This is a genomic window from Mesorhizobium sp. M4B.F.Ca.ET.143.01.1.1, from assembly GCF_004792275.1.
Taxonomy (GTDB): Bacteria; Pseudomonadota; Alphaproteobacteria; order Rhizobiales; family Rhizobiaceae; genus Mesorhizobium; species Mesorhizobium abyssinicae.
This window is the reverse complement of record NZ_SRSR01000002.1, coordinates 1-20,155: the sequence shown is the minus strand read 5'-3', so window position 1 is coordinate 20,155 and position 20,155 is coordinate 1. Positions and strand designations below refer to the sequence as shown.

The window sequence follows — 20,155 nt, the reverse complement described above, 5'->3', positions numbered from 1 at the left end:
GCCCCATCGCCGCGCCCATTCGCGCGGCGACTATCGGAGAGGCAGAATGCCGGCAAGGTCAAGCCCGAAAGAAGCTCCCCGGAAAAACACTGTGCGGCAGGACGTGGCGAATTCGAGGCCATAGGCCCGACCGTTTGACGGATGGGGCTGGCGTCTCGCAAGGCGCCTGCCGTTCGAAATAGGCCAGCATCTCATTGGCTTCCCCACAGATGAGCCCGGCGACGCCCATCGACAGGATGCGCTGCGTTTCCTCCTGCGCCAGCATCGAGGACCAAAGCGCTCTTTCAGCCTTCTCACGCATGATCGATCTCCAGGGTCAGTGGTTCGCAGTCGCTAGGCCTGTATTGCTTCAACATTGCCCCAACGTGCGCTCGCCGTCCTGAACGGCTGCTGATATTTTGCTGAAATCGGCTTTCAGCGCCGCGGCCTGCGATCCCGGCTTTTCGTTGCTATTCGCTCGCCAGCGTGTCGAAGCGGGGACAGTGCGGGCGGGCGCCGACGGGGACGATCTCATAGCCGGCGGCGATCAATTGCAGCTTCATCTCATCGAAATGCCGCTTCGAGCCGCTGACGATCGCCTCCGGCGCGTAGTCCCAGCCATTGCGGGCGGCATTGGCCAGGATGTCGGCATAAAGCCGCATGCTGGCAATCTTGACGTCCGATTCCAGCATTTGCCTGCACCCGCTTGCGAATGACTGCGACGGGGAAGAAAAACCCACGATCGCGCATGCCAGTCCGATCGAAACACCTCGCATGAAAACCTCCCATGGTTACAGCCTGTTGCTGCAAGGAAGCTTGCACCTCCTGCGCCCGCGAGGGGATCGGCCAGATGCGGTGTTTTAGGTCCTGCATTTGTAGTATTTTGCCACGGCAGGCGTTGATGGCGCGTGCGCCCGCGGGCAAGGGATCTGCATGAACCACAACGCGACAGCGGCCACGTCTTCACCGTCCTCGCCGGCTCTGTCCGAGCGCGAGCGCGCCGTGGCGGAAAAATTCGCGGCCGGGCTGACCTATCGCCAGATCGGCGAGGCGCTGTTCATCGCGCCGTCGACCGTGCGCACCCATCTTGCCGCGATCTACGAGAAGCTCGGCGTGCGCAACAAGGTGGCGCTTGCCGCGCACCTCAATGGCATTGCCAGCTTGCCGCCGGACAAGCCGTCGGCCTTGCCCGGCGCTTCGCCGGTGCTGGCGATATTCCCGATCGAGTGCCTGAGCGATGAAGAGCGCTGGCGCCGCTTCGCCAACGGCCTGTCGTCGGACATCACCGTCGACCTTGCGCGCTATGCGGACCTGCCGGTCATTGCCTTCCACACCATGAAATCGCTGGGCAGCAAGCCCGCCGATTTCGTGGCCGACGGCAAGGCGCTGGGCGCCGCCTATATCTTGTCGGGCCAACTGCGCGCCGACGACACCCGCATTCGGCTGACCATCGAGCTCGCCGATGCGAGGAACGGCGTCAGCCTTTGGAGCGAGCGCTACGACCGTCCGGTCGAGGACATCTTCGCGCTGCAGGACAGCCTGACCGAAAGCGTCATCAATGTGCTCGCCGGCTGTTTCGGAGCGATCGCCACGATCGGGCGCAACGCGGTTCGCCGCAAGCCGCCGGCCAGCCTGCGCGCCTATGATCTCTATCTGCTTGGCGTCGAGCAGCACAACACCTTCAGCCGCGCCGGCAACGCGGAAGCGATCCGGCTGTTTTCACGCGCGCTGGAACTCGACCCGACGCTGGTCAGGGCCTGGACCGAGCTCGCCTACGCCTATTCGATCGAAGCCGGCAACTGCTTTGGCCGCGATCCGCAGGCATCGATCGAGAAATGGCGCGCGGCGGTCGAAAATGCGATCCGGCTCGATCCCTTCGACAGCAGCGCCTGCAACTGCTTCGGCGATCTCATGGGATGCCTCGGCGACCTCGATGCCGCGGAGCGTGCCTACAAAAGGGCCTTCGAATGCGGCCCCAACCATGCCGACACGCTGGCGCTGCTTGCCGGCAGCAAGGCGCTGGTCGCAGGCGATCCTGCCGAGGCGATCCCGCTCATCGAGCGCGCCATGCGCCTCAATCCGCTCGCTCCGCCCTGGTATTTCGGCATGCACGGCCGCGTCCTGTTCTGCGCCGACCGGCACCGGGAAGCCATCGCGGCCTTGCGCAGAAGCACGCCGGACTCGCCCAATGTGCTGATGTTCCTGGCGCTCTCCCATGCGGCGTCGGGCGACAGCGCCGAGGCGGCCGGATTCGTGGCGCGGCTCGCGGCCGAGTTCCCCGACTTTTCCGTCGAGGGTTTCATCTCGGGCTATCCCGTGACCAACCCGGGCGCCGTCAACGCCATTCGCGACGCGGCGAAGCTGGCGGGGCTGGGCTGAGGGGGAGAAGGGGAAGCGCCGCACCCCACTTGTCCAGCCTGCACCTCCCGGCATAGCCTGCCATGACCTGGGAGGGGAGGAAAACGCTTGGATACCAATGTCGTGATTGTCGGCGCCGGGCCGGCCGGCCTTGCCGTCGGCGCCTGCCTGCGCCGGGCGGGGGTGGATTTCCTTATGCTTGAAAAGGCAGCGGAGGTGGCGCCGGCCTGGCGGCGGCACTACCGGCGGCTGCATTTGCATACGGTGAAGTCCTTCTCCTCGCTGCCCTTCGTGCCGTTCCCCAGCGACCATCCGCGCTATGTGCCGCGCGAGAAGGTGGTGGCCTATCTCGACGCCTATGCCGAACGTTTCGAGCTCAGGCCGCGCTTCGGCGTGACGGTCGACAGCATCCGCCGCGACAAGGACGGTTTCCGGATCGAGATCGGATCCGACGCGCTGACGGCGCGCCATGTCGTCGTCGCCAGCGGCAACAATGCCGAGCCCATCGTCCCCAGCTTTCCCGGGATCGAGACCTTCAAGGACAAGGTGCTGCACAGTGCCGACTATACCGAGGCCGCGCCCTTCATCGGCAGGAAGGTGCTGGTCATCGGCATGGGCAACACCGGCGCCGAGATCGCGCTCGACCTTGCCGAGAGTGGCGCCCACCCGACGCTCTCGGTGCGCAAGGGCGTCCACATCGTGCCGCGCCAGCTGTTCGGCGTGCCGATCCAGATGGTGGGCATCGCCAGCCGGCCGATGCCGCAGGGTCTCAACGACCGCATGTTTCCGATCATCCTAGACCTGGCGCTGGGCAAGCTCGAGAAATACGGCATCGTCAGGCCGAAGGAAGGCATCCTGAAGCAGATCGACGCCGGCCGCATCCCGGTCATCGATGTCGGCACGGTGGCGGCGATCAAGGCCGGCCGGATCAAGGTGGCACCCGACATCAAGCGCTTCGGCGAGCGCGGCGCCACCTTCGTCGACGGCCGGCAGGAGGAATTCGACGCCGTCATCCTCGCCACCGGCTACCGCCCGTCCTACGGCAACTTCCTGCCGGCGGAGCTCAGGCCGCAGAAGAGCGGCGTCAATGCCCGAGCCTCGGAGCTCGGCCTCTACCTCGTAGGCTTCCACAATCCCGTCACCGGCCTGCTTCGCGAAATCGGCCTGGAAGCTATGGCCGTGGCCGCCGATATCGAGAAGCGGGGGTGAGGCGGCTTCCGACGACGAGGGACAACGACATTCATGCCGACCAGAGGATGGGACGTGCTGCGACAGATGCATGAGCTCTTTGAGTTCTTCGGTCCGCACGTAGACATCGCCGGCGGCCGTTCGGAGCCGCTTCGGGGCCTAGCATAGATCGGGTGGACCATACCCCTGCGCTATGCGAAGCAGGTCCCGATTGCACGAAAGGACCACCATGCTCACGCTCTACGATTATCTGCCGTCGCAGAATGGCTGGAAGGTGAGGGTCCTGCTCGGCTTGCTCGGCATCGCCTACGAAACCCGCGTCGTCTCGATTTTCGAGGGCGAGAGCCACACGGAGGCTTTCCTCAGGCTCAACCCGGCCGGCGCCGTGCCGGTGCTCGCCGTTGAGAACGGGCAGGCGATCGCCGAGTCCAACGCGATCCTCGTCTGCGTCGCGGAGGGCACATCCTATCTGCCGGCAGACCGGCTTCTCCGCGCCAAGGTGATGCAATGGCTGTTCTTCGAGCAGTATTATGTCGAGCCGGTGATTGGCTCGCTGCGCTACTGGGTCCTGACCGGGCGGCTCGAGCGCAACCAGGCGATGGTTTCGGGCAAGCGCGAAGCCGGCGCCCGTACGCTGGCGGCGCTGGAGCGCAGCCTCGCCGGCGCCGCGTTCCTTGTCGGTGACACTCTCACCATCGCCGACATCGCCGTCTATGCCTACAGCCACCGCGCCGAGGATTGCGGCTTTAAGCTCGCGGACTATCCGTTCGTGACGGCGTGGATCGGCCGGGTGCGGGACGCGATCGGTCCCGGCTATCCCGTCCATCCGTACAGCATCGATCCACATTCCGGCGCCTGACGCCCGCTCGACGCGGATCGCGTTTCGAATCCGCGCCAAACCCGGCTCTGCCATTGCCTATCCGATTCCGCGCCCCAGATTCCGTCGCCAGGGCCGGGCCCTTCGGCGCCGGGCCGGCGCGGAGGTGACCATGACACGCGACGACATCATTTCAGTGCTGGGTCCGGTGGACGAGGCCGTCCTCGCCGACATCGCGCTGACCGGCGCCAGCCTCGGCGAACTGCGCGAGGCCTTCGCCTGGATCGGCGCCGACGAGGCGCTGGTCAATGAGGGCCGCCATTTGCCGGGCGCGCGGGTGGCGCGGCTGATCGAGATCCTCGAGCCGCCGGAGGAGGACGACGGGCCGCGGGCGCCGGCGGCGGGGTTTGAGTAGGGGCTTCCCGCCGGCATCTCCGGTTTAGGTCCTCAACTCACCCGCCCCGGCACGCCGCCTCGTAATCCGCCAGCACCGCATCGACCGCCGCGAGCAGGATGGCTTCGGGATCGCCCGCTGGTCCGAGGCCCGCCGGCAGCGTCGGCAGGAGCTGCCGCATCAGCGTTTCGGGGATGCCGACGCCGGTAAGCACCTCGCGCAGGCGGCCGACGGCGACGCTGGCCGCGGGATTGCTCCAATAGTAGCGGATGCGATCGCTGTAGCTGTAGTGACGCTGCAGATAGAGGCTGGTCTCGCCGCCATGATAATGGCTGCGCCAATGGCCGGGCGCCGCCAGCATCACCCGCTCCATCGTGCGGGCAAGCGAGCGGTCGCCATAGCCGGGGACCATTTCAGCGGCGATCAGGTCGAGCCCGTAGAGCGCCTCGCGCAAGGCGAAGGTCAGGCCCGGGCCGACCTTGAGGATCGGAAAGCCGTTGGCGACCAGCGCCGTCAGTGCCGCGCGGCTCTGGTAGTCGGTGGAGTGCGCCTCGTAGACGAGCGACGGCTGTTCATCGAGCAGCGCGGTCAGCGCTTTCGATCCTTCCGGCTCGTAGGCGATGACGTTCTCGCTGCCGAACTCGACGCCCGGCTGCACGACCAAGGCGATGACGCGGCCGAACGCTTCACCGAGGCCCTCGCGCGCAAAAATCTCACGATGGATTTCGATCGTGCGCCGCGCTGCCGCCGCTTCGGTTGGCTTCAGGTCGCTGAGCGCGTGATCGGCGCCGCCGGGGACGGGAACCTCGGTGCCGATGATGTAGAGCGGCAGCGCGCCGCCCTTCGCCTTCGCCGCCTTCTCGGCCGCCTTGGCGAGGCGGGCGGCCCGCGTCGCGATGGTCTCGTCGTCGAGCGCCGCCGGCTCGCCGGCGCAGCCCATCGAGGCGTCGAGATGGATCTTGCTGAAGCCGGCCCAGACGTAAGCCGTGACCATGGCTTCGGCCTTGTTCATCGCTTGCGCCGCCGGCTCCGAGCGCCAGGGATTCGGCCCGAGATGGTCGCCGCCGAAGATGATGCGCGAGGGCGGGAGTCCCTCGCGGCTGGCGATCTCCAGCACGAAGGCGACGAACAGGTCGGGCGTCATCCCGGTATAGCCGCCGAACTGGTTGACCTGGTTGCAGGTCGCCTCGATCAGCAGCATCGAATCCGTGTCGGCGACGGCGCGCCGGATCGCCGACTGGATAACCAGCGGATGTGCCGAACAGATCGAGGTGATGCCGTAGGGCGACCCTTCTCGGCGCGCGGTGGCGAGGCCTGTCAGTGGATTGGTCATCATGTCGCTCGCGCCGTCCCGGCGATGAAGTCGTCAAGCACGTCGAAGCCGGCAAGGCCTTCCATCGGCCCGCGCCGCGTCACGTTGCGGGCGCCCGCGGCATTGGCATAGAACAGCGCCTTGGCGGGCTCCATCCCCTTGCGCCGGCAGGTGAGGTAGGTGGCGCCGAAACAGTCGCCGGCCCCGGTCGGGTCGACCTCCTCGACCAGGAAGCCGGCGCAGTCGATCCGGCTGCCGTCGGCGCCGAAACGGGTTGAGCCGGCGGCGCCGCGCTTCAGCACGATCTCGCCGACGCCTCTGGCGATCAGCGCCGCCACGGCCTCTTTCTCGTCGTTGACGCCGGCCGCGGCAAGCAGCTCGTCGCCGGAAGGCAGCAGAAGATCGGCGTCGTCGACAAGGGCGGAAAGCAGCGTCCCGTCGGCCCCGTCGATCAGCTCCTTGCGTACATTCGGGTCGAAGGAGGTCGAGCCGCCGCGTGCGCGCACCGCCTTCGCGGCATAGGCGACGATCTCCTTCAGCCCCGCTACCGACAGAGTCGAGCCCATGACGTGCAGATGGCCGGCACCGTCCGCCAGTTGTCGCGCCTCCGGTGTGAGGCGGATCTGCCCGGCGGCGGATTCGGCGATGTTGTAGACGAAGTCCCTGCCGCCGTCCGGCCTGTAGCGGACGAAGGCACTTCCGGTCGGGAAGCGGTCGCTGACCGACACGGCAGAGATGTCGACGCCGTCACGCTTCAGCCGTTCCAGATTGATGGTGCCGAAATCGTCGCGGCCCACGCAGGCGACGATGCCGGCGCCGCCGCCGAGCTTCGCCACCTGGTCGATGAAGATCGCCGGCGCGCCGCTCGGATAGGGACCCATCAGCGCCAGCGGCTCGAGGAAGCCGAGACCCTGCTCGGTCGCCATGATCTCGACCAGGATCTCGCCGGCGACAATTGTCGGCCCCGCGGCTTCGGCGGCGATCTCGCTTCGGCGGCTCATTCCTGCAATTTCCTTCTCTCCTCAGCCTTGCCGGGCGCTGACCACGCCGCGCCCCGGCTGCACGATAGCGCCAGGCTGTAGCCGGGGTAAATCGCGGCGAAGGCGAAGTCAACAAAAACTACACGCATGTTCATTTATTTTAATGCGCGCGAAGCCTTATGTGTAACGCATTTCGATGAAAAGTTTACCGCCAGGCGAGGGCAGGGCGTCGAAAATCAACGCGAAAGCGGCTTGACTCAAAATTCCTGTGGCGCAATAGAATATATACGCATGTTCACTTACACATGCGCATTCGTAAAGGAGGAGACGAAATGCCAACGCGTAAGCTTATCGGGATTCTCGCCGTATCGGCCGCAGCCTCGGCGCTGGCGGCAGGCGCCGCGCCCGCCACGGAAATCACCGTCGCCACGGTCAACAATGGCGACATGATCATCATGCAGAAGCTGTCGCCGGAGTGGGAGAAGGCGACCGGCAACAAGGTCAACTGGGTCACGCTCGAAGAGAACGTGCTGCGCGAACGCGTCACCACCGACATCGCCACCAAGGGCGGCCAGTTCGACGTGCTGACCATCGGCGGCTACGAGACGCCGATCTGGGGCAAGGCCGGCTGGCTGACGTCGCTCAACGATCTCGGCGACGACTATGACTATGACGACCTGATCGCGCCGGTTCGCAATGGCCTGACCGTCGACGGCAAGCTCTACGCAGTGCCGTTCTACGCCGAAAGCTCGTTCACGCTCTACCGCAAGGACCTGTTCGACGCCGCCGGCCTGAAGATGCCGGAGCAGCCGACCTACGACCAGATCACGGAATTTGCCGACAAGCTCACCGACAAGTCGAAGGAGCAGTACGGGCTCTGCCTGCGCGGCAAGCCAGGCTGGGGCGAGAACATGGCCTTCGTCGGCACGCTGGTGAACACATTCGGCGGCCAGTGGTTCGACATGGACTGGAAGCCGCAGATCAATTCCGACGCGTGGAAGAAGGCGATCGGCTGGTATGTCGACACCATGAAGAAGGATGGACCTCCCGGCATCAGCTCCAACGGCTTCAATGAGAACCAGACGCTGTTTGCTTCCGGCCATTGCGCCATGTGGATCGACGCCACGTCCGCGGCGGGCCGCGTCTATGACCCGAAGCAGAGCAAGGTCGCCGACAAGGTCGCCTTCGCCAAGGCGCCGGTCGCGGTCACCCCCAACGGTTCGGCCTGGGGCTGGGCCTGGAGCCTCGCCATCCCGGCCTCGACCAAGAAGGCGGACGCGGCGAAGTCCTTTGTCAAATGGGCGACCTCGAAGGCCTATGTCCAGCGCGTCGGCGAGACCGAAGGCTGGGTGGCGGCGCCGCCGGGAACGCGCAAGTCCACCTATGCCAGCGCCGATTACCAGAAGGCGGCGCCCTTCGCCGCGACGGTGCTTTCGGCGATCGAATCTGCCGATCCGACCAAGCAGACCAAGGATCCGGTGCCCTATACCGGCATCCAGTTCGTCGCCATCCCTGAATTCCAGGGCATTGGCACGCAGGTCGGCCAGGCGGTTGCCGCCGCGGTCACAGGCGAGCAGTCGGTCGATGACGCGCTGAATGGCGTCCAGGCCGAGGTGGAGCGCACGATGACGGAAGCGGGCTACATCAAATAGCGCCCTAACTAGCCAGGGGCGCAAAGCGTGCCGCCCCTGGCGATCCGGCCCGCCCAGACCTCCCGTTGCAGCGGGCCCGGAGGATGCACGGATCCCGCAAGAGCAAAGCGGGTCCGTGCGTTCCGCGCCGGCTGACAGGCAACTTTCTGGGCCGCCCGGATATCGTTTTCGAAATTTTGGAAAGTTGGACATGAAGCTGAACAACAGGACTGCCCTCATTACCGGCGGCGCGCGCGGCATCGGCCTTGGCTTTGCGCAAGCCTACGCCCGCGAGGGTGCCAGGGTGGTGATCGCCGATATCGATATCGGACGTGCGACCGCTGCCGCCGCCGCGATCGGTCCGGCGGCCAGCGCGAAGAAGCTCGACGTAACCGATCTCGCCGCGATCGAGAGCGTTGCCGCCGAGGTCGACCGCGAGTTCGGCGGCATCGACATCCTCGTCAACAACGCCGCCATCTTTGACATGGCGCCGATCACCGACACTACCGAGGCGAGCTACGAGAAGGTCTTCGGCATCAACCTCAAGGGGCCACTGTTCATGATGAAGGCCGTCGCCAATCTGATGATAGCGCGCGGCCGTGGCGGCAAGATTATCAACATGGCGAGCCAGGCCGGTCGCCGCGGCGAGGCGCTGGTGACGCTCTACTGCGCCTCCAAGGCGGCGATCATCTCGGCCACGCAGTCGGCGGCACTGGCGCTGGTCAAGCACGGCATCAACGTCAACGCGATCGCGCCCGGTGTCGTCGACGGCGAGCATTGGGACGTCGTCGACGCCCACTTCGCCCGCTGGGAGGGCCTGAAGCCGGGCGAGAAGAAAGCGGCGGTGGCGAGGTCCGTGCCGATCGGGCGCTTCGCGCGGCCGGAGGACATTGCCGGGCTCGCCGTCTTCCTCGCCTCGTCCGACAGTGATTACATCCTCGCCCAGACCTACAATGTCGACGGCGGCAACTGGATGAGCTGAGGCGTTGCCTGCTGGGAGAATGACATGAAAGCCATCCGATTTGCCGCCGCAGGCGTCGCCGGCATGGCGGAGCTGGACATGCCGGAGATCGCGCCGGGGCACGCTCTGGTCAGGGTCCGCGCCGCCGGGCTTTGCCACACCGACATCGAGGTCCTGCACGGCCGCTATGGCGAAGGCGCGTTCCCGCTGGTTCCCGGCCATGAATATGCCGGCACCGTCGAGGCGGTCGCCGCCGACGTAACGACCGTGAAGCCTGGCGACCGCGTCGCCATCGATCCCAACATTCCCTGTGGCCACTGCGCTGCCTGCCGGAAGGGACTCACCAATCTGTGCGCCTCGCTGAAAGCATACGGCGTGACTGCCAACGGCGGCTTCGCCGAATTCAGCCTCGTCGCCGTCGGTCACCTGCATGACATCGGCGATCTCGGCTTCGCCACCGCGGCGCTCGCCGAGCCGCTCGCCTGCGTGCTGAACGGTCTCGGCGCCGCGGGCATCGAGCCAGGCGCGCGCGTGCCCGGCACCGCGCTGGTCTTCGGCGCCGGCCCGATCGGCCTGCTGCTGGCGTTGTCGCTGAAGGCGAGGGGGGTGGTGAGCGTCGCGGTCGCCGACATCAGCAAGCCCCGGCTTGCCTTCGCCGAGGCGCTAGGGCTGGAACCGCTGGTGTCCGGATCGCAGGCGCTGGCGGCAAGGGCGAAAGGCTTCGACTTCGTCGCCGACGCCACCGGCGTCGCCGGCGTGGTCGAAGGCATGATCGGCTTCACCGCCGATGGCGGCACGGCGCTCGTCTTCGGCGTCTGCGCGCCCGACGCCAGGATCTCGGTCGCGCCGTTCGAGATCTTCCGCCGCCAGATCAGGCTGGCCGGCTCGCATTCGCTGAACCGCAACATCCCGCAGGCACTCGGCATCCTCAAGCACGACGACGGCACAATGGCGCGGCTGGTCAGCCACCGATTGCCGCTTGCCGAGCTTCTGCCCTTCTTCGCCAAGAGCGGCGGCGATCCGGCGACGATGAAAGTGCAGTTTTCGGCGGACATGTGAGTGAAAACGCGCGGCCACTCCCATCGACTCGTAAACTGGCCTGGCGCGGTCGAAGCGTTGCAGCTTTGCGCGAGATGGTGACTCACGTAGAGAGTGACGGGAAGGGTCGAACAGGGGGCCTGTGAATGGCAAAGACGATCAGGACGATGGAGGATTTCTCGGACTTCGTCGGCTTGTCTCGCACGACCGTCTCCAAATATTTCAACGATCCCAACTCGGTCAGGAAGAACACGCGCAGCGCCATCGAGGCGGCGCTGAAGAAATCCGATTTCCGGCCGAGCATGTTTGCGGTCAACCTCAATCGCCGCCGCAGCAACATCCTGGGCGTCATCATCCCGAATTCGACCGACCCGTTCTACATGGCGCTGACGCGCCGCATCGAGCTCATCGCCAACGAGGCCGGCTTCCTCGCCTTCGTGCTGTCCTCCGACGGGCGCGCCGAGATGGAAGACCAGGCGATCCAGACGTTCCGCTCGATGAACATCGCCGGCGCCATCATCGCGCCGCTCGGCGTGCAGTCGCACCACCGCATCCTGGCCGAGCTCGGCGCTTCGATCCCGCTGATCTATGTCGACTCGCCGCTCGACCAGACCTCCTCCTTCGTCGGCACCGACAACCGGCAGAGTTTCAGGCTGATCGTCGACTACCTCTGCCGGTCCGGCGAGCCGCCCTGCTACTTCGCCATGCCGCTGGTCAACAACAACGCCTCCGCCAGGCAGGAGGCCTATGTCGAGGCCATGCACCAGTTCAAGATGACGCCGCGCATCGTGCCGGTCGCGGACGCCCGCTCGTGGGATTTCGAGAAGTTCGGCTATGACGAGGCGACGCGCATCCTGAAGGCCGGCGGTTTCCCGACCAAAACGGTGCTGTGCGCCAACGACCGCGTCGCCTTCGGCGTGCTCGGCGCCGCCTTTCAGCTCGGCCTCAAGGTGGGACATGGCGCTGAATGCGACCTGCGGGTCGCCGGGCACGACGACCACCCGCTGTCGCGCTACGCCTGCCCGCCGATCACGACGGTGGCGCAGAACTACAACGAGATTGGCCGTCTCGCCATCGAACTGCTGCTCGAGCGGCTGGACGAAAAATCCTCGGCCAAGCGCGGCGACGCCCGCATCCTGCTCAACGCCGAGCTGATGCTGCGCAGCTCGGCGTGAAGGTGGGCTACCGATCCACCATCGACATCGTTCGCTCGTTGTAGCGCGGTCCGGAAATCCTGTCGGGAGTCAGCGCCATGTCGAGCAGCAGCATCTCGGTGGCGTCGAGCCCGATGTCGGCAGCGGCGACATTCTCCTCCAGGTATGTCCGGCGCTTGGTGCCGGGGATCGGCACCAGGTCGATGCCGAACTCCGGGCCCTTGGCGAGCAGCCAGGCAATCGCGATTTGGCCAGGCTTCACGCCCCTGGCGGCGGCCACGTCGCGCACCGCGCTGGCGGCCGCGACATTGGCGTCGAAATTCTCGCCCTGGTAGCGCGGGTCGCCGCGCCGGAAATCGCCCTCCGGATAGTCTTCGGCGCGCTTGACGTCGCCGGCGAGGAAGCCGCGCCCGAGCGGCGCGAACGGCACCAGGCCGATACCGAGGTCCTTCAGCAGCGGAATGATCTCGGGCTCGAGATTGCGCTCCCACAGCGAATATTCGCTCTGCAGCGCCGAAACCGGATGCGCCGCATGGGCGCGGCGGATGTTGGCGATGCCAGCCTCCGACAGGCCGAAGAAGCGCACCTTGCCCTCGGCCACCAGCTCGCCGACCGTGCCCGCAACATCCTCCATCGGCACGCCGGGATCGACGCGGTGCTGGTAGAGGAGGTCGATGTGGTCGGTGTCGAGCCGCTTCAGCGACGCCTCCACCACCTCGCGAATGTGCTCGGGCCGGCTGTCGCGACCGGTGCCGTCCTGCTTGCCGTCCACGATGCGAAACCCGAACTTGGTGGCGATGGTGACCTTATCGCGCCGGCCCTTCAGCGCGCGGCCGAGCAGCTCCTCGTTGATGAACGGCCCGTAGACCTCGGCCGTGTCGAGGAAGGTGCAGCCGAGCTCGATCGCCCTGTGCAGCGTCGCGATCGATTCCGCCTCGTCGGCCGGTCCGTAGGACTGGCTCATGCCCATGCAGCCGAGGCCGACCGCCGAGACGACGAGCCCCTGGTTGCCGAGTTTCTGCTTGCCCAGGCTCATCGTCTTGCTCCGGTCGAATTTGCAATCCGGCTAAACTATAGGGCCCGAAGGCGAGGCGTCCAGCGGCAGGGCCTCAGGCTCGTGGCAGCAGCCGGCGCATGATCAGCGAGGCGTGACCGCCGACGCCGTGGGCCGCCGGCCTGCGCTCGACCGCCTCGAAGCCGTGCTTTTGGTAGAAGGCAATCGCCCGGTCGTTACCCTCGATCACTTCCAGCGCGATGCTGGGAATTCCCGCATGGGCGGCCAGCACGGCGTGCAGCAGATCGGTCGCCAGACCGGTGCCGAACTCGTTCGGTTCGATGTGCAGCCGGTCGAGCATGACGTCGCCGCCATCGTCCATCGCCGCCATCGCATAACCGGCGATCGAGCCGTCGGGCCGCTCGGCGACGAAGGACATCTTGTCGTTATCCTCGAGTTCCACCGCCAACTTCTGCGGCGCGTGCTTGTCGTCGGAGAGCCGCGCCGTGGTGTCGGCGCCCATGATCGGCGAATAGGTCCGCCGCCAGGACTGGCCGAGCAGCCGCGACACCTCGGCGAGGTCGTTTTTCGTCATCGCCCGGATGTGGGTCATGTTCCTCTCCTCGTTCAGCCCAAGAAGATATAGCGGCGGGCCGGCCAGAGCCAGTCTCCCCCTTGAGGGGGAGATGTCGCCGAAGGCGACAGAGGGGGTCGCCGCGCGTGAAGCGCCGACGCCTCTGTGCGACGAAGACAGGGGTTGGAGATCTATGTTAGACGACCCCCTCTGGCCTGCCGGCCATCTCCCCCTCGAGAGGGAGATCAGCGCCTCATCGCACCCGCCAAATTGACTCCCCCGCCGCTCTCCGCCATCCTTATAGCCAGCCGCCGCTCCTAGGCTGCATAGATGTGTGAGCCCATGGCCCTTTCCGTCGCCAGAGAAAACTCCCGCCGCGCCGCAGTGAAGAAGGCGCTCGACCGCCACAAGGTCTATGTCACCGCGCAAAGCTTCTCCGGTGGCACATACAGCGCGCGCGTGCTGGTCGACGGCGAGGCCTATTGGGTCGATGAGTTCCGGCTGAGCCAGCTCAGGCAAGGGCTGACCCCGGCTGAGCTCGAACTCACGCCGGCCGCCGACGATTGAGTTTTCACGGATGATCATGGCAAGGCTGGCGGGACAGCGCCCCCCTCTGTCCTGCCGGACATCTCCCCCACAAGGGGGGAGATTGGCTGTTCCGGCGCCGGCCCTCATTGTTCAACGTTGGCGATTGGCGAAAGCCGGCGCGACGTCTGATCTCCCCCCAAGTGGGGGAGATGGCCGGCAGGCCAGAGGGGGGCGCGAAGGAGCTCGGCTTTTGCCTTTGGCGGGCGCCGGTTGCTGATGCCCTCCAACCTCAAACCCTACCGCGCCAAGCGCGAATTCAGCCGCACGCCGGAGCCGGTGGGCGGGGCTGTCTTCGATGCGGGCAACCGCTTCGTCGTCCACAAGCACCATGCCACCGCCGACCACTACGATCTGCGCCTCGAGGTCGGCGGGGTGCTGAAGAGCTGGGCGGTGCCGCGCGGGCCCTCGCTCAACCCGGCCGACAAGCGCCTCGCCGTCGAGACCGAGGACCATCCGCTCGAATACATCGACTTCGAGGGCGTCATCCCCGAGGGCGAATACGGCGGCGGGCCGATGATCGTCTGGGACACCGGCACCTGGGCGCCGATGGAGGATGTCGAGAAGTCGCTTCGCACCGGCGCCTTCAAGTTCCGCCTGGCCGGCGAGAAGCTGAACGGCGGCTGGATGCTGACCAGGCTGAAGCCAAAACCCGGCGAGGACGAAGCGAAGAAGAACTGGCTCTTGTTCAAGGAGCGCGACCTCGCTTCCGATACCAAGCTCGACATCCTCGAAGCGCGGCCGGAAAGCGTGAAGTCCGGCCGCCGCATCGAGGAACTGGTGGCGCCGCCGAGGAAGGCCGAGCGTTTGCCGCCGAAAGCCGGCTCGCTGAAGCCCGGCGCGCTGCCCGGCGCCGTCAAGGCCGCACCGCCTTCCCGCATCGAGCCGCAGCTCGCCACCCAGGTGCCGAAGCCGCCTGGCGGCGAGGGGCCGGCGGAAAACACCAGCGAGCTCTGGCTGCACGAAATCAAGTTCGACGGTTACCGCACCATGGCCCATGTCGTGGATGGCGAGGTCAGGCTGATCACCCGCGGCGGCATCGACTGGACGAAGCGCTATGGCGACCTGCCGCAAGCCTTCGCCAGGCTGCCGGTCAGCCAGGCAATCATCGACGGCGAGATCATGGTTCTCGACGAGAAGGGCATTTCCCGTTTCGCGCTGCTGCAGGACGCGCTCTCGGCCGGCGCCGGCAGCAAATTGCATTTCTACGCCTTCGACCTCCTCCACCTCGACGGCTGGGACCTGCGCAAGGCGCCGCTGCGGAAGCGTAAGGCGCTGCTTGCCGAACTGCTCGCCGGCCAGGCCGCCAACGCCGCCATCCAGTTCAGCGACCATGTCGAGGGCGACGGGCATGGCCTCTACGAACAGGCCTCGGACCTTGGGCTGGAAGGCGTCGTCTCCAAGCGCGCCGACGCCATCTACCAGAGTGGCCGCACCAAGAGCTGGACCAAGGTGAAGGCGCAAAAGACGGATGATTTCGTCATCGCCGGCTATACCGTGTCCGACCGGGCGGAAGGTCTGGCGGCATTGGGCATGGCCGAGTTCGAAAACGGCGAATTGCACTATCGCGGCAAGGTCGGCACTGGCTTCGACCGCGATATGGCGACCGACCTGCTTGCCCGGCTGGAGCGGCTGACCACCGGCGCCACGCCGCCCGAGGGCGCGCCGCGCGAGATCATGCGCGAGATGCATTGGGTGAAGCCGCTGCTGTCGGCCCGCATCCGCTATTCCAACCGCACCGCCGACAATGCGATCCGCCACGGCGTCTTTCGCGGATTGCGCGATGTCGGCGGGCTGACGACGCCGGCGCCGGTCAAGCGCAAGCGGCTGATCGCCGAATCCGACCTCGCCACCATCTGGGTCACCAATCCGGAGCGCCGGCTGTTCGGCAAGACCGGGCCGACCAAGCTCGACATTGCCGTCTACTACGCGCTGGTCGGCGATTTCATGCTGCCGCACATCATCGGCCGCCCGGTGTCGCTGGTGCGCTGCCCGACCGGAAAGCCGCAGGACTGCTTCTTCCAGCGCCATGCCTTCACCGGCATGCCGCCCTCGGTCGTCACCTTCGGGGCCACCAACTCCGAAGGCGAGACCAAGTCCTATCTTTCGGTCGAAGGGGCAAAGGGCTATCTGGCGCTGGCCCAGTTCGGCGTGGTGGAGTTCCACACCTGGGGCACGCATCGCACCAGCCTCGACAAGCCCGACCAGATCGTTTTCGACCTCGATCCGGGCGAGGGGATCACCTGGCGCGAGGTGGTGGAGGCGGCCGTGCACATCAAGGGCGGCCTTGAGGCGCTGGGGCTGGTGCCGTTCGCCAAAACCTCGGGCGGCAAGGGCATCCACATCACCGTGCCGGTGACCAGAAAGCAGAACTGGAAGAAGCTGCACCAGGCCTCGAGCGCCATCTCGACTTATCTGGCGGCAAGCGCGCCCGACACCTTCACCACCACCATGGGCAAGGAAAACCGCAAGCGCCGCATCTTCATCGACTTCCACCGCAACGCCCGCGGCCACACCTCCGCTGCGCCTTATTCGCTGCGCGCCCGCACCAACCTGCCGGCCTCGACCCCGGTAAGCTGGGCGGATCTCGAGACGATCGACGCGCCGGAGGACCTCAACTACGCCTCGCTGCCGGGGCTCTTGGAGACGTCGGGCGATCCCTGGGCGGAGATCGACGAGGCGGCGAGGGATTTGCCGGTGATGGACAAGGCGGGATAGGCGACGAGCGTCGCGTTCCTTCGCGCCCCCGCTCAGTTCCATCTCCATCGACGCTTCCTACAATTTGAATTATCCTCCCCCCAGCCCCGAAAAACACTTCGCTAGGGATTTGCCGTTATCGTGAGGGGTCGGTGTAGGATTTCCACAGCGCCAACCGTCCTTGAGCGGGAGCGCTGCAACGAGCATGGTCCCAAAAAGTGGGAACCGGTTTTTGGACAAGACCATGCTCCAAGATAAAGTCAGTGCATGGCCGCGTAGGAGTTCATCATGGCGCCCAGGGCAAGTTGGAAAGGTTACCTCAAGCTCAGCCTCGTCAGCTGTCCGGTCCGGCTCTATCCGGCCACCAGCGCGAGCGAACGCATTGCGTTCAACCAGCTGCATAAGAAGACCCACAACCGCATCAACATGAAGCCGGTCGATCCCGAGCTAGGGCTGGTCGAGCGCTCGGATCTGGTCAAGGGTTACGAATACGAGGACAAGCAATACATCATCATCGATGATGCCGACCTCGATGCGGTCAGGATCGAATCCAACCACACGATGAACATCGAGGCCTTCGTCGACGAAGGCGAGGTCGACGTCATCTACCAGGACTCGCCCTATTACCTGGCCCCCGACGGAGCCATGGCCGAGGAGACCTTCGCCGTGCTGCGCGAGGCGATGCGCCAATCCGGCAAGCTGGCGATCGCGCGCCTGGTGCTGTCCAGCCGCGAGCGCGTGGTGACGATCGGCGCGCGCGAGAACGGCATGTTCGTCTGTACCTTGAGGAACCCGAACGAAGTGCGCGGCACGGCTGAATATTTCGGCAACATCCCGGCCGGCAAGCCGGACCCCGAAATGCTGCAGCTGGCCGAGGCGCTGATCAAGCAGAAGGAAACCACCTTCGATCCGAAGAAATACGAGGATCGCTACGAGGTGGCGCTGATGGCGATGATCCGCGAGAAGCTGAAGGGCCACAAGCCGATCATCGCGGCCGCGCCCGAGCGCGGCAACGTCATCAACCTGATGGATGCGCTGAAGGCCAGCCTGTCGCAGTCCGCCAAGCCGCCGGCCAAGTCGAAGAGCAAGGCCGAGGAGGCGCCGGCAAAACCCGCTGCCAAAAAGGCCGCCGCCGGCGGTGCGCCTGAAAACCCGCTGAAGGCGAACCTGTTGAAGGCCGTCGGCAAGAGCAAGAAGTGACGGCAGGGCCAGTCATCGTTCCCGGCGCCGTCTTCGGCGCCGTCGGCGCGCTGGCCGCCTTTCCGCTCCGGCTCGCCGCGCGCGAGGTCGAGCGCCGCCATGCCGAGCTGAGGCGCGGCGTCACGCGGCGCACGACGCATGTCGTCTTTGGCCGCACGCTGCTGGCAAAAGCCGCGACGGGCAGGACAGGCGATGCCGAGATCGTGCGCCGAACGAATGCGGAGCGCGAAGCCGGCCGCGCGCTGATCAGCGAGAACGGGTTCCTGCGCCTGCTCGGCCTGATGAAGGCGCCGGAAGCCTCGTCGCTGTCCAGGCAGTCGCTCATCGACCAGTCGCGGCTTGCCGGCGACGATCTCGACATGCTGTCGCTGTTCGACGCCTTCGAGCACGACGGCGAGCCCTATTCCTTCCGCGATCTGATCCTGGCCCGCAAATATGCAGGGCTGATCGCCAGCGGCGCGACCTGGGGAGCCATCGCGCGCTCCGTCCACCGCTCCGGCCCGGTCGCCTCGCTCACCGCCAAGTCCCTCAATGTCGGGTCGCAGCATGGTCGTCCGGATGCGATCTATCTCGACGAGGGTATGAGCGAACTCGACGGCCAACTGCTGTTCGATCTGGGCAGTCCTGAAGACGATACCCTGGAGGAACTCTTCGCCGAGGCGGAGACCGCGGAAGAGGAGGAGCGCCATGATGACGCGGCCACACTCTACCAGCGCTGCCTGGCGATCGACCCCAGCGATGCCATCGCCGCCTTCAATCGCGCCAACTGCCTGCGCGGCGCCAGCCGCGTGGCGGAAGCCGCGCACGACTATGCGCGGGCGATCAAGCTCGATCCCGGCTTCGTCGAAGCCTGGTTCAACCTCGCCGGCCTGATGAGCGACGAGGGCAAGGTGGCCTCGGCCCGCCGCCATCTTCAGAAGGCGATCACGCTCGACAAGGCTTATGCCGACCCGGTGTTCAATTTGGCGCGGTTGGAGTTCGACGCGGGGAATTTTCCCGAAGCCCGCCGGCTTTGGGCGCGCTATCTGGAATTGGATACCGACTCCGAATGGGCGAGGCTGGCGCAGAAGGGCATACAGTTCGTGGATCTGCATATGGCGCGGACAGCGGGGTGACAATGATTGGCGAAGGCCGTCGCGACAGCCAATCTCCCCCCTTGTGGGGGAGATGTCCGACAGGACAGAGGGGGGCGCTGTCCCGCCAGCCTCTCAACGGCTCGCGGCGTCGACCTCTAAGACTTTCGATTTGTAAGAGTCGAAGTCGGCGTTCCTTCGCGCCCCCCTCTGGCCTGCCGGCCATCTCCCCCACAAGGGGGGAGATCAGCAGCTTCGCCGTCGCGCCGAGCACAGCCCCATGACCCACTTCCTCTTCGACGGCTTCGACACCGCTCCCGTCACCATCCTGCTCGCTCACGGCGCGGGCGCGTCGATGGATTCGCCCTCGATGGCCGCCACCGCCAAGGCGCTCGCAGCGGCCGGCTTCCAGGTCGCGCGCTTCGAGTTCCACTACATGGCCGCCCGCCGCTACGGCCATCGCAAGCCACCGCCGCGCGCCGAGACGGTGAATCCTGAATACATCAAGGCGATCGCCGACCTGCGCGCCAAGGGCGTGACCGGCAAGCTGATCATCGGCGGCAAGTCGATGGGCGGGCGCGTCGCCTCCATGGTCGCCGACGAGATGTTTGAAAAAGGCGACAGCGCCGGGCTGGTCTGCCTCGGCTATCCGTTCCATCCGCCAGCCAAGCCCGAGCAGCTGAGGACAAAACATCTCCTCGGCCTCAAGACCCCGACGCTGATGTTCCAGGGCACGCGCGACGAGTTGGGCACAAAGGACGAGGTGGCGACCTACGGTCTCTCCGACGCAATCGAGATGATCTGGCTGGAGGATGGTGACCACGATCTGAAGCCGCGCAAGGCGATCTCGGGTTTTTCGACCGCGGATCATCTGGGGACGATGGCGGAGAGGGTGAAGGCTTGGGCAGAGGGGCTTTAGGGCGGTCGCTTCGACCCTGATTGGACATTCTTTGGCGTCTGCGCCGCCCCTCATCTGGCTGCCGCCATCTTCTCCCCGTGAACGGGGAGAAGGGCGCTGTCGCCTCCGGTTTCGCTCATCGCCAGCGTTGCAGGAAACGCGCCGGCGTCACGGCCAGCCCTCTTCTCCCCGTTCACGGGGAGAGCGACTGTCTTGGCTGTCAAGCTGTTTGCCATGGTTTTTGGTCGCGGATGATGGCGTTGAGAATGGTCAGCAGCTTTCGCATGACGGCCACGACGGCGACGATCTTCGGCTTGCCGAC

General features: G+C 66.0%; 19 protein-coding genes and 1 pseudogene. 13 read left to right on the top strand and 7 right to left on the bottom strand.

Annotated features, from left to right (window positions below):
- Positions 1-58: 58 nt before the first annotated feature.
- Together EN786_RS04160 and EN786_RS04155 are read right to left on the bottom strand one after the other, a co-directional pair.
- Positions 59-301 (bottom strand): hypothetical protein, encoded by a 243-nt coding sequence (locus EN786_RS04160; protein ID WP_127310045.1) that lies wholly within the window; start codon positions 299-301, stop codon positions 59-61.
- A gap of 148 nt (positions 302-449) precedes the next feature.
- Positions 450-671, bottom strand: a complete 222-nt coding sequence (locus tag EN786_RS04155) for a hypothetical protein (RefSeq protein ID WP_127310046.1) — start codon at positions 669-671, stop codon at positions 450-452.
- 241 nt (positions 672-912) lie between these two features.
- Between EN786_RS04155 and EN786_RS04150 the strand changes: the two genes are divergently transcribed.
- The 4 genes from EN786_RS04150 (at position 913) to EN786_RS04135 (ending at position 4,757) form a co-directional block, all read left to right on the top strand.
- Positions 913-2,358, top strand: a complete 1,446-nt coding sequence (locus EN786_RS04150; protein WP_127310047.1) for a LuxR C-terminal-related transcriptional regulator — start codon at positions 913-915, stop codon at positions 2,356-2,358.
- Between the two features lie 87 nt (positions 2,359-2,445).
- The gene (locus tag EN786_RS04145; RefSeq protein ID WP_127310048.1) at positions 2,446-3,546 is read left to right on the top strand and encodes an NAD(P)/FAD-dependent oxidoreductase; all 1,101 of its coding nucleotides are present in this window, start codon (positions 2,446-2,448) and stop codon (positions 3,544-3,546) included.
- Between the two features lie 208 nt (positions 3,547-3,754).
- Positions 3,755-4,384, top strand: a complete 630-nt coding sequence (locus EN786_RS04140; RefSeq protein WP_127310049.1) for a glutathione S-transferase family protein — start codon at positions 3,755-3,757, stop codon at positions 4,382-4,384.
- 130 nt (positions 4,385-4,514) lie between these two features.
- A complete protein-coding gene (locus tag EN786_RS04135; RefSeq protein ID WP_127310050.1) occupies positions 4,515-4,757 on the top strand; it encodes a hypothetical protein in 243 nt (80 codons plus the stop codon).
- A gap of 37 nt (positions 4,758-4,794) precedes the next feature.
- On the opposite strand, the gene EN786_RS04130 is transcribed toward EN786_RS04135, so the two are convergent.
- A complete protein-coding gene (locus tag EN786_RS04130; protein ID WP_127310058.1) occupies positions 4,795-6,069 on the bottom strand; it encodes a D-tagatose-bisphosphate aldolase, class II, non-catalytic subunit in 1,275 nt (424 codons plus the stop codon).
- Positions 6,069-7,049, bottom strand: coding sequence for a sugar kinase (locus tag EN786_RS04125; protein ID WP_127310051.1), 981 nt, complete (start codon positions 7,047-7,049; stop codon positions 6,069-6,071). The genes EN786_RS04130 and EN786_RS04125 overlap by 1 nt, the downstream gene beginning before the upstream one ends.
- A 311-nt stretch (positions 7,050-7,360) precedes the next feature.
- Between EN786_RS04125 and EN786_RS04120 the strand changes: the two genes are divergently transcribed.
- The 4 genes from EN786_RS04120 (at position 7,361) to EN786_RS04105 (ending at position 11,833) form a co-directional block, all read left to right on the top strand.
- Positions 7,361-8,680 (top strand): sugar ABC transporter substrate-binding protein, encoded by a 1,320-nt coding sequence (locus tag EN786_RS04120; protein WP_187331170.1) that lies wholly within the window; start codon positions 7,361-7,363, stop codon positions 8,678-8,680.
- Between the two features lie 190 nt (positions 8,681-8,870).
- Positions 8,871-9,641 (top strand): L-iditol 2-dehydrogenase, encoded by a 771-nt coding sequence (locus EN786_RS04115; protein WP_127310052.1) that lies wholly within the window; start codon positions 8,871-8,873, stop codon positions 9,639-9,641.
- 24 nt (positions 9,642-9,665) lie between these two features.
- Entirely contained in the window at positions 9,666-10,679 is a 1,014-nt protein-coding gene (locus EN786_RS04110; protein WP_127310053.1) for a zinc-dependent alcohol dehydrogenase family protein, read from the top strand.
- 146 nt (positions 10,680-10,825) lie between these two features.
- Positions 10,826-11,833, top strand: a complete 1,008-nt coding sequence (locus EN786_RS04105) for a LacI family DNA-binding transcriptional regulator (protein WP_189340457.1) — start codon at positions 10,826-10,828, stop codon at positions 11,831-11,833.
- Positions 11,834-11,840: 7 nt separating this feature from the next.
- Here the strand turns inward: EN786_RS04105 and EN786_RS04100 are convergent, their stop codons facing one another.
- A complete protein-coding gene (locus EN786_RS04100) occupies positions 11,841-12,848 on the bottom strand; it encodes an aldo/keto reductase (RefSeq protein WP_127310055.1) in 1,008 nt (335 codons plus the stop codon).
- Positions 12,849-12,921: 73 nt separating this feature from the next.
- A complete protein-coding gene (locus EN786_RS04095; protein ID WP_127310056.1) occupies positions 12,922-13,419 on the bottom strand; it encodes a GNAT family N-acetyltransferase in 498 nt (165 codons plus the stop codon).
- A gap of 303 nt (positions 13,420-13,722) precedes the next feature.
- Between EN786_RS04095 and EN786_RS04090 the strand changes: the two genes are divergently transcribed.
- From EN786_RS04090 to EN786_RS04070, 5 genes are all read left to right on the top strand, one after another.
- Positions 13,723-13,947, top strand: a complete 225-nt coding sequence (locus tag EN786_RS04090) for a hypothetical protein (protein ID WP_127310057.1) — start codon at positions 13,723-13,725, stop codon at positions 13,945-13,947.
- 237 nt (positions 13,948-14,184) lie between these two features.
- Positions 14,185-16,683 carry a DNA ligase D gene (gene ligD, locus EN786_RS04085; protein WP_135908000.1) on the top strand — a complete coding sequence of 833 codons (2,499 nt, stop codon included), beginning with the start codon at positions 14,185-14,187 and terminating at the stop codon, positions 16,681-16,683.
- A 267-nt stretch (positions 16,684-16,950) separates the two neighbouring features.
- Entirely contained in the window at positions 16,951-17,862 is a 912-nt protein-coding gene (locus EN786_RS04080) for a Ku protein (protein WP_127286558.1), read from the top strand.
- Entirely contained in the window at positions 17,859-18,977 is a 1,119-nt protein-coding gene (locus EN786_RS04075; protein WP_127286557.1) for a tetratricopeptide repeat protein, read from the top strand. The genes EN786_RS04080 and EN786_RS04075 overlap by 4 nt, the downstream gene beginning before the upstream one ends.
- 238 nt (positions 18,978-19,215) lie before the next feature.
- Positions 19,216-19,854, top strand: coding sequence for an alpha/beta family hydrolase (locus EN786_RS04070; protein ID WP_127286556.1), 639 nt, complete (start codon positions 19,216-19,218; stop codon positions 19,852-19,854).
- Between the two features lie 199 nt (positions 19,855-20,053).
- Here EN786_RS04070 and EN786_RS04065 read toward each other — a convergent pair.
- Positions 20,054-20,155 (bottom strand): annotated as a pseudogene (locus EN786_RS04065) (IS110 family transposase); the annotation flags it as partial.

Coding starts and splice junctions, on each gene's coding strand:
- EN786_RS04160 (WP_127310045.1), bottom strand. CDS start 301: ATGCGTGAGAAGGCTGAAAGAGCGCTTTGGTCCTCGATGCTGGCGCAG.
- EN786_RS04155 (WP_127310046.1), bottom strand. CDS start 671: ATGCTGGAATCGGACGTCAAGATTGCCAGCATGCGGCTTTATGCCGAC.
- EN786_RS04150 (WP_127310047.1), top strand. CDS start 913: ATGAACCACAACGCGACAGCGGCCACGTCTTCACCGTCCTCGCCGGCT.
- EN786_RS04140 (WP_127310049.1), top strand. CDS start 3,755: ATGCTCACGCTCTACGATTATCTGCCGTCGCAGAATGGCTGGAAGGTG.
- EN786_RS04135 (WP_127310050.1), top strand. CDS start 4,515: ATGACACGCGACGACATCATTTCAGTGCTGGGTCCGGTGGACGAGGCC.
- EN786_RS04130 (WP_127310058.1), bottom strand. CDS start 6,069: ATGACCAATCCACTGACAGGCCTCGCCACCGCGCGCCGAGAAGGGTCG.
- EN786_RS04125 (WP_127310051.1), bottom strand. CDS start 7,049: ATGAGCCGCCGAAGCGAGATCGCCGCCGAAGCCGCGGGGCCGACAATT.
- EN786_RS04120 (WP_187331170.1), top strand. CDS start 7,361: ATGCCAACGCGTAAGCTTATCGGGATTCTCGCCGTATCGGCCGCAGCC.
- EN786_RS04115 (WP_127310052.1), top strand. CDS start 8,871: ATGAAGCTGAACAACAGGACTGCCCTCATTACCGGCGGCGCGCGCGGC.
- EN786_RS04110 (WP_127310053.1), top strand. CDS start 9,666: ATGAAAGCCATCCGATTTGCCGCCGCAGGCGTCGCCGGCATGGCGGAG.
- EN786_RS04105 (WP_189340457.1), top strand. CDS start 10,826: ATGGAGGATTTCTCGGACTTCGTCGGCTTGTCTCGCACGACCGTCTCC.
- EN786_RS04100 (WP_127310055.1), bottom strand. CDS start 12,848: ATGAGCCTGGGCAAGCAGAAACTCGGCAACCAGGGGCTCGTCGTCTCG.
- EN786_RS04095 (WP_127310056.1), bottom strand. CDS start 13,419: ATGACCCACATCCGGGCGATGACGAAAAACGACCTCGCCGAGGTGTCG.
- EN786_RS04090 (WP_127310057.1), top strand. CDS start 13,723: ATGGCCCTTTCCGTCGCCAGAGAAAACTCCCGCCGCGCCGCAGTGAAG.
- ligD (WP_135908000.1), top strand. CDS start 14,185: ATGCCCTCCAACCTCAAACCCTACCGCGCCAAGCGCGAATTCAGCCGC.
- EN786_RS04080 (WP_127286558.1), top strand. CDS start 16,951: ATGGCGCCCAGGGCAAGTTGGAAAGGTTACCTCAAGCTCAGCCTCGTC.
- EN786_RS04070 (WP_127286556.1), top strand. CDS start 19,216: ATGACCCACTTCCTCTTCGACGGCTTCGACACCGCTCCCGTCACCATC.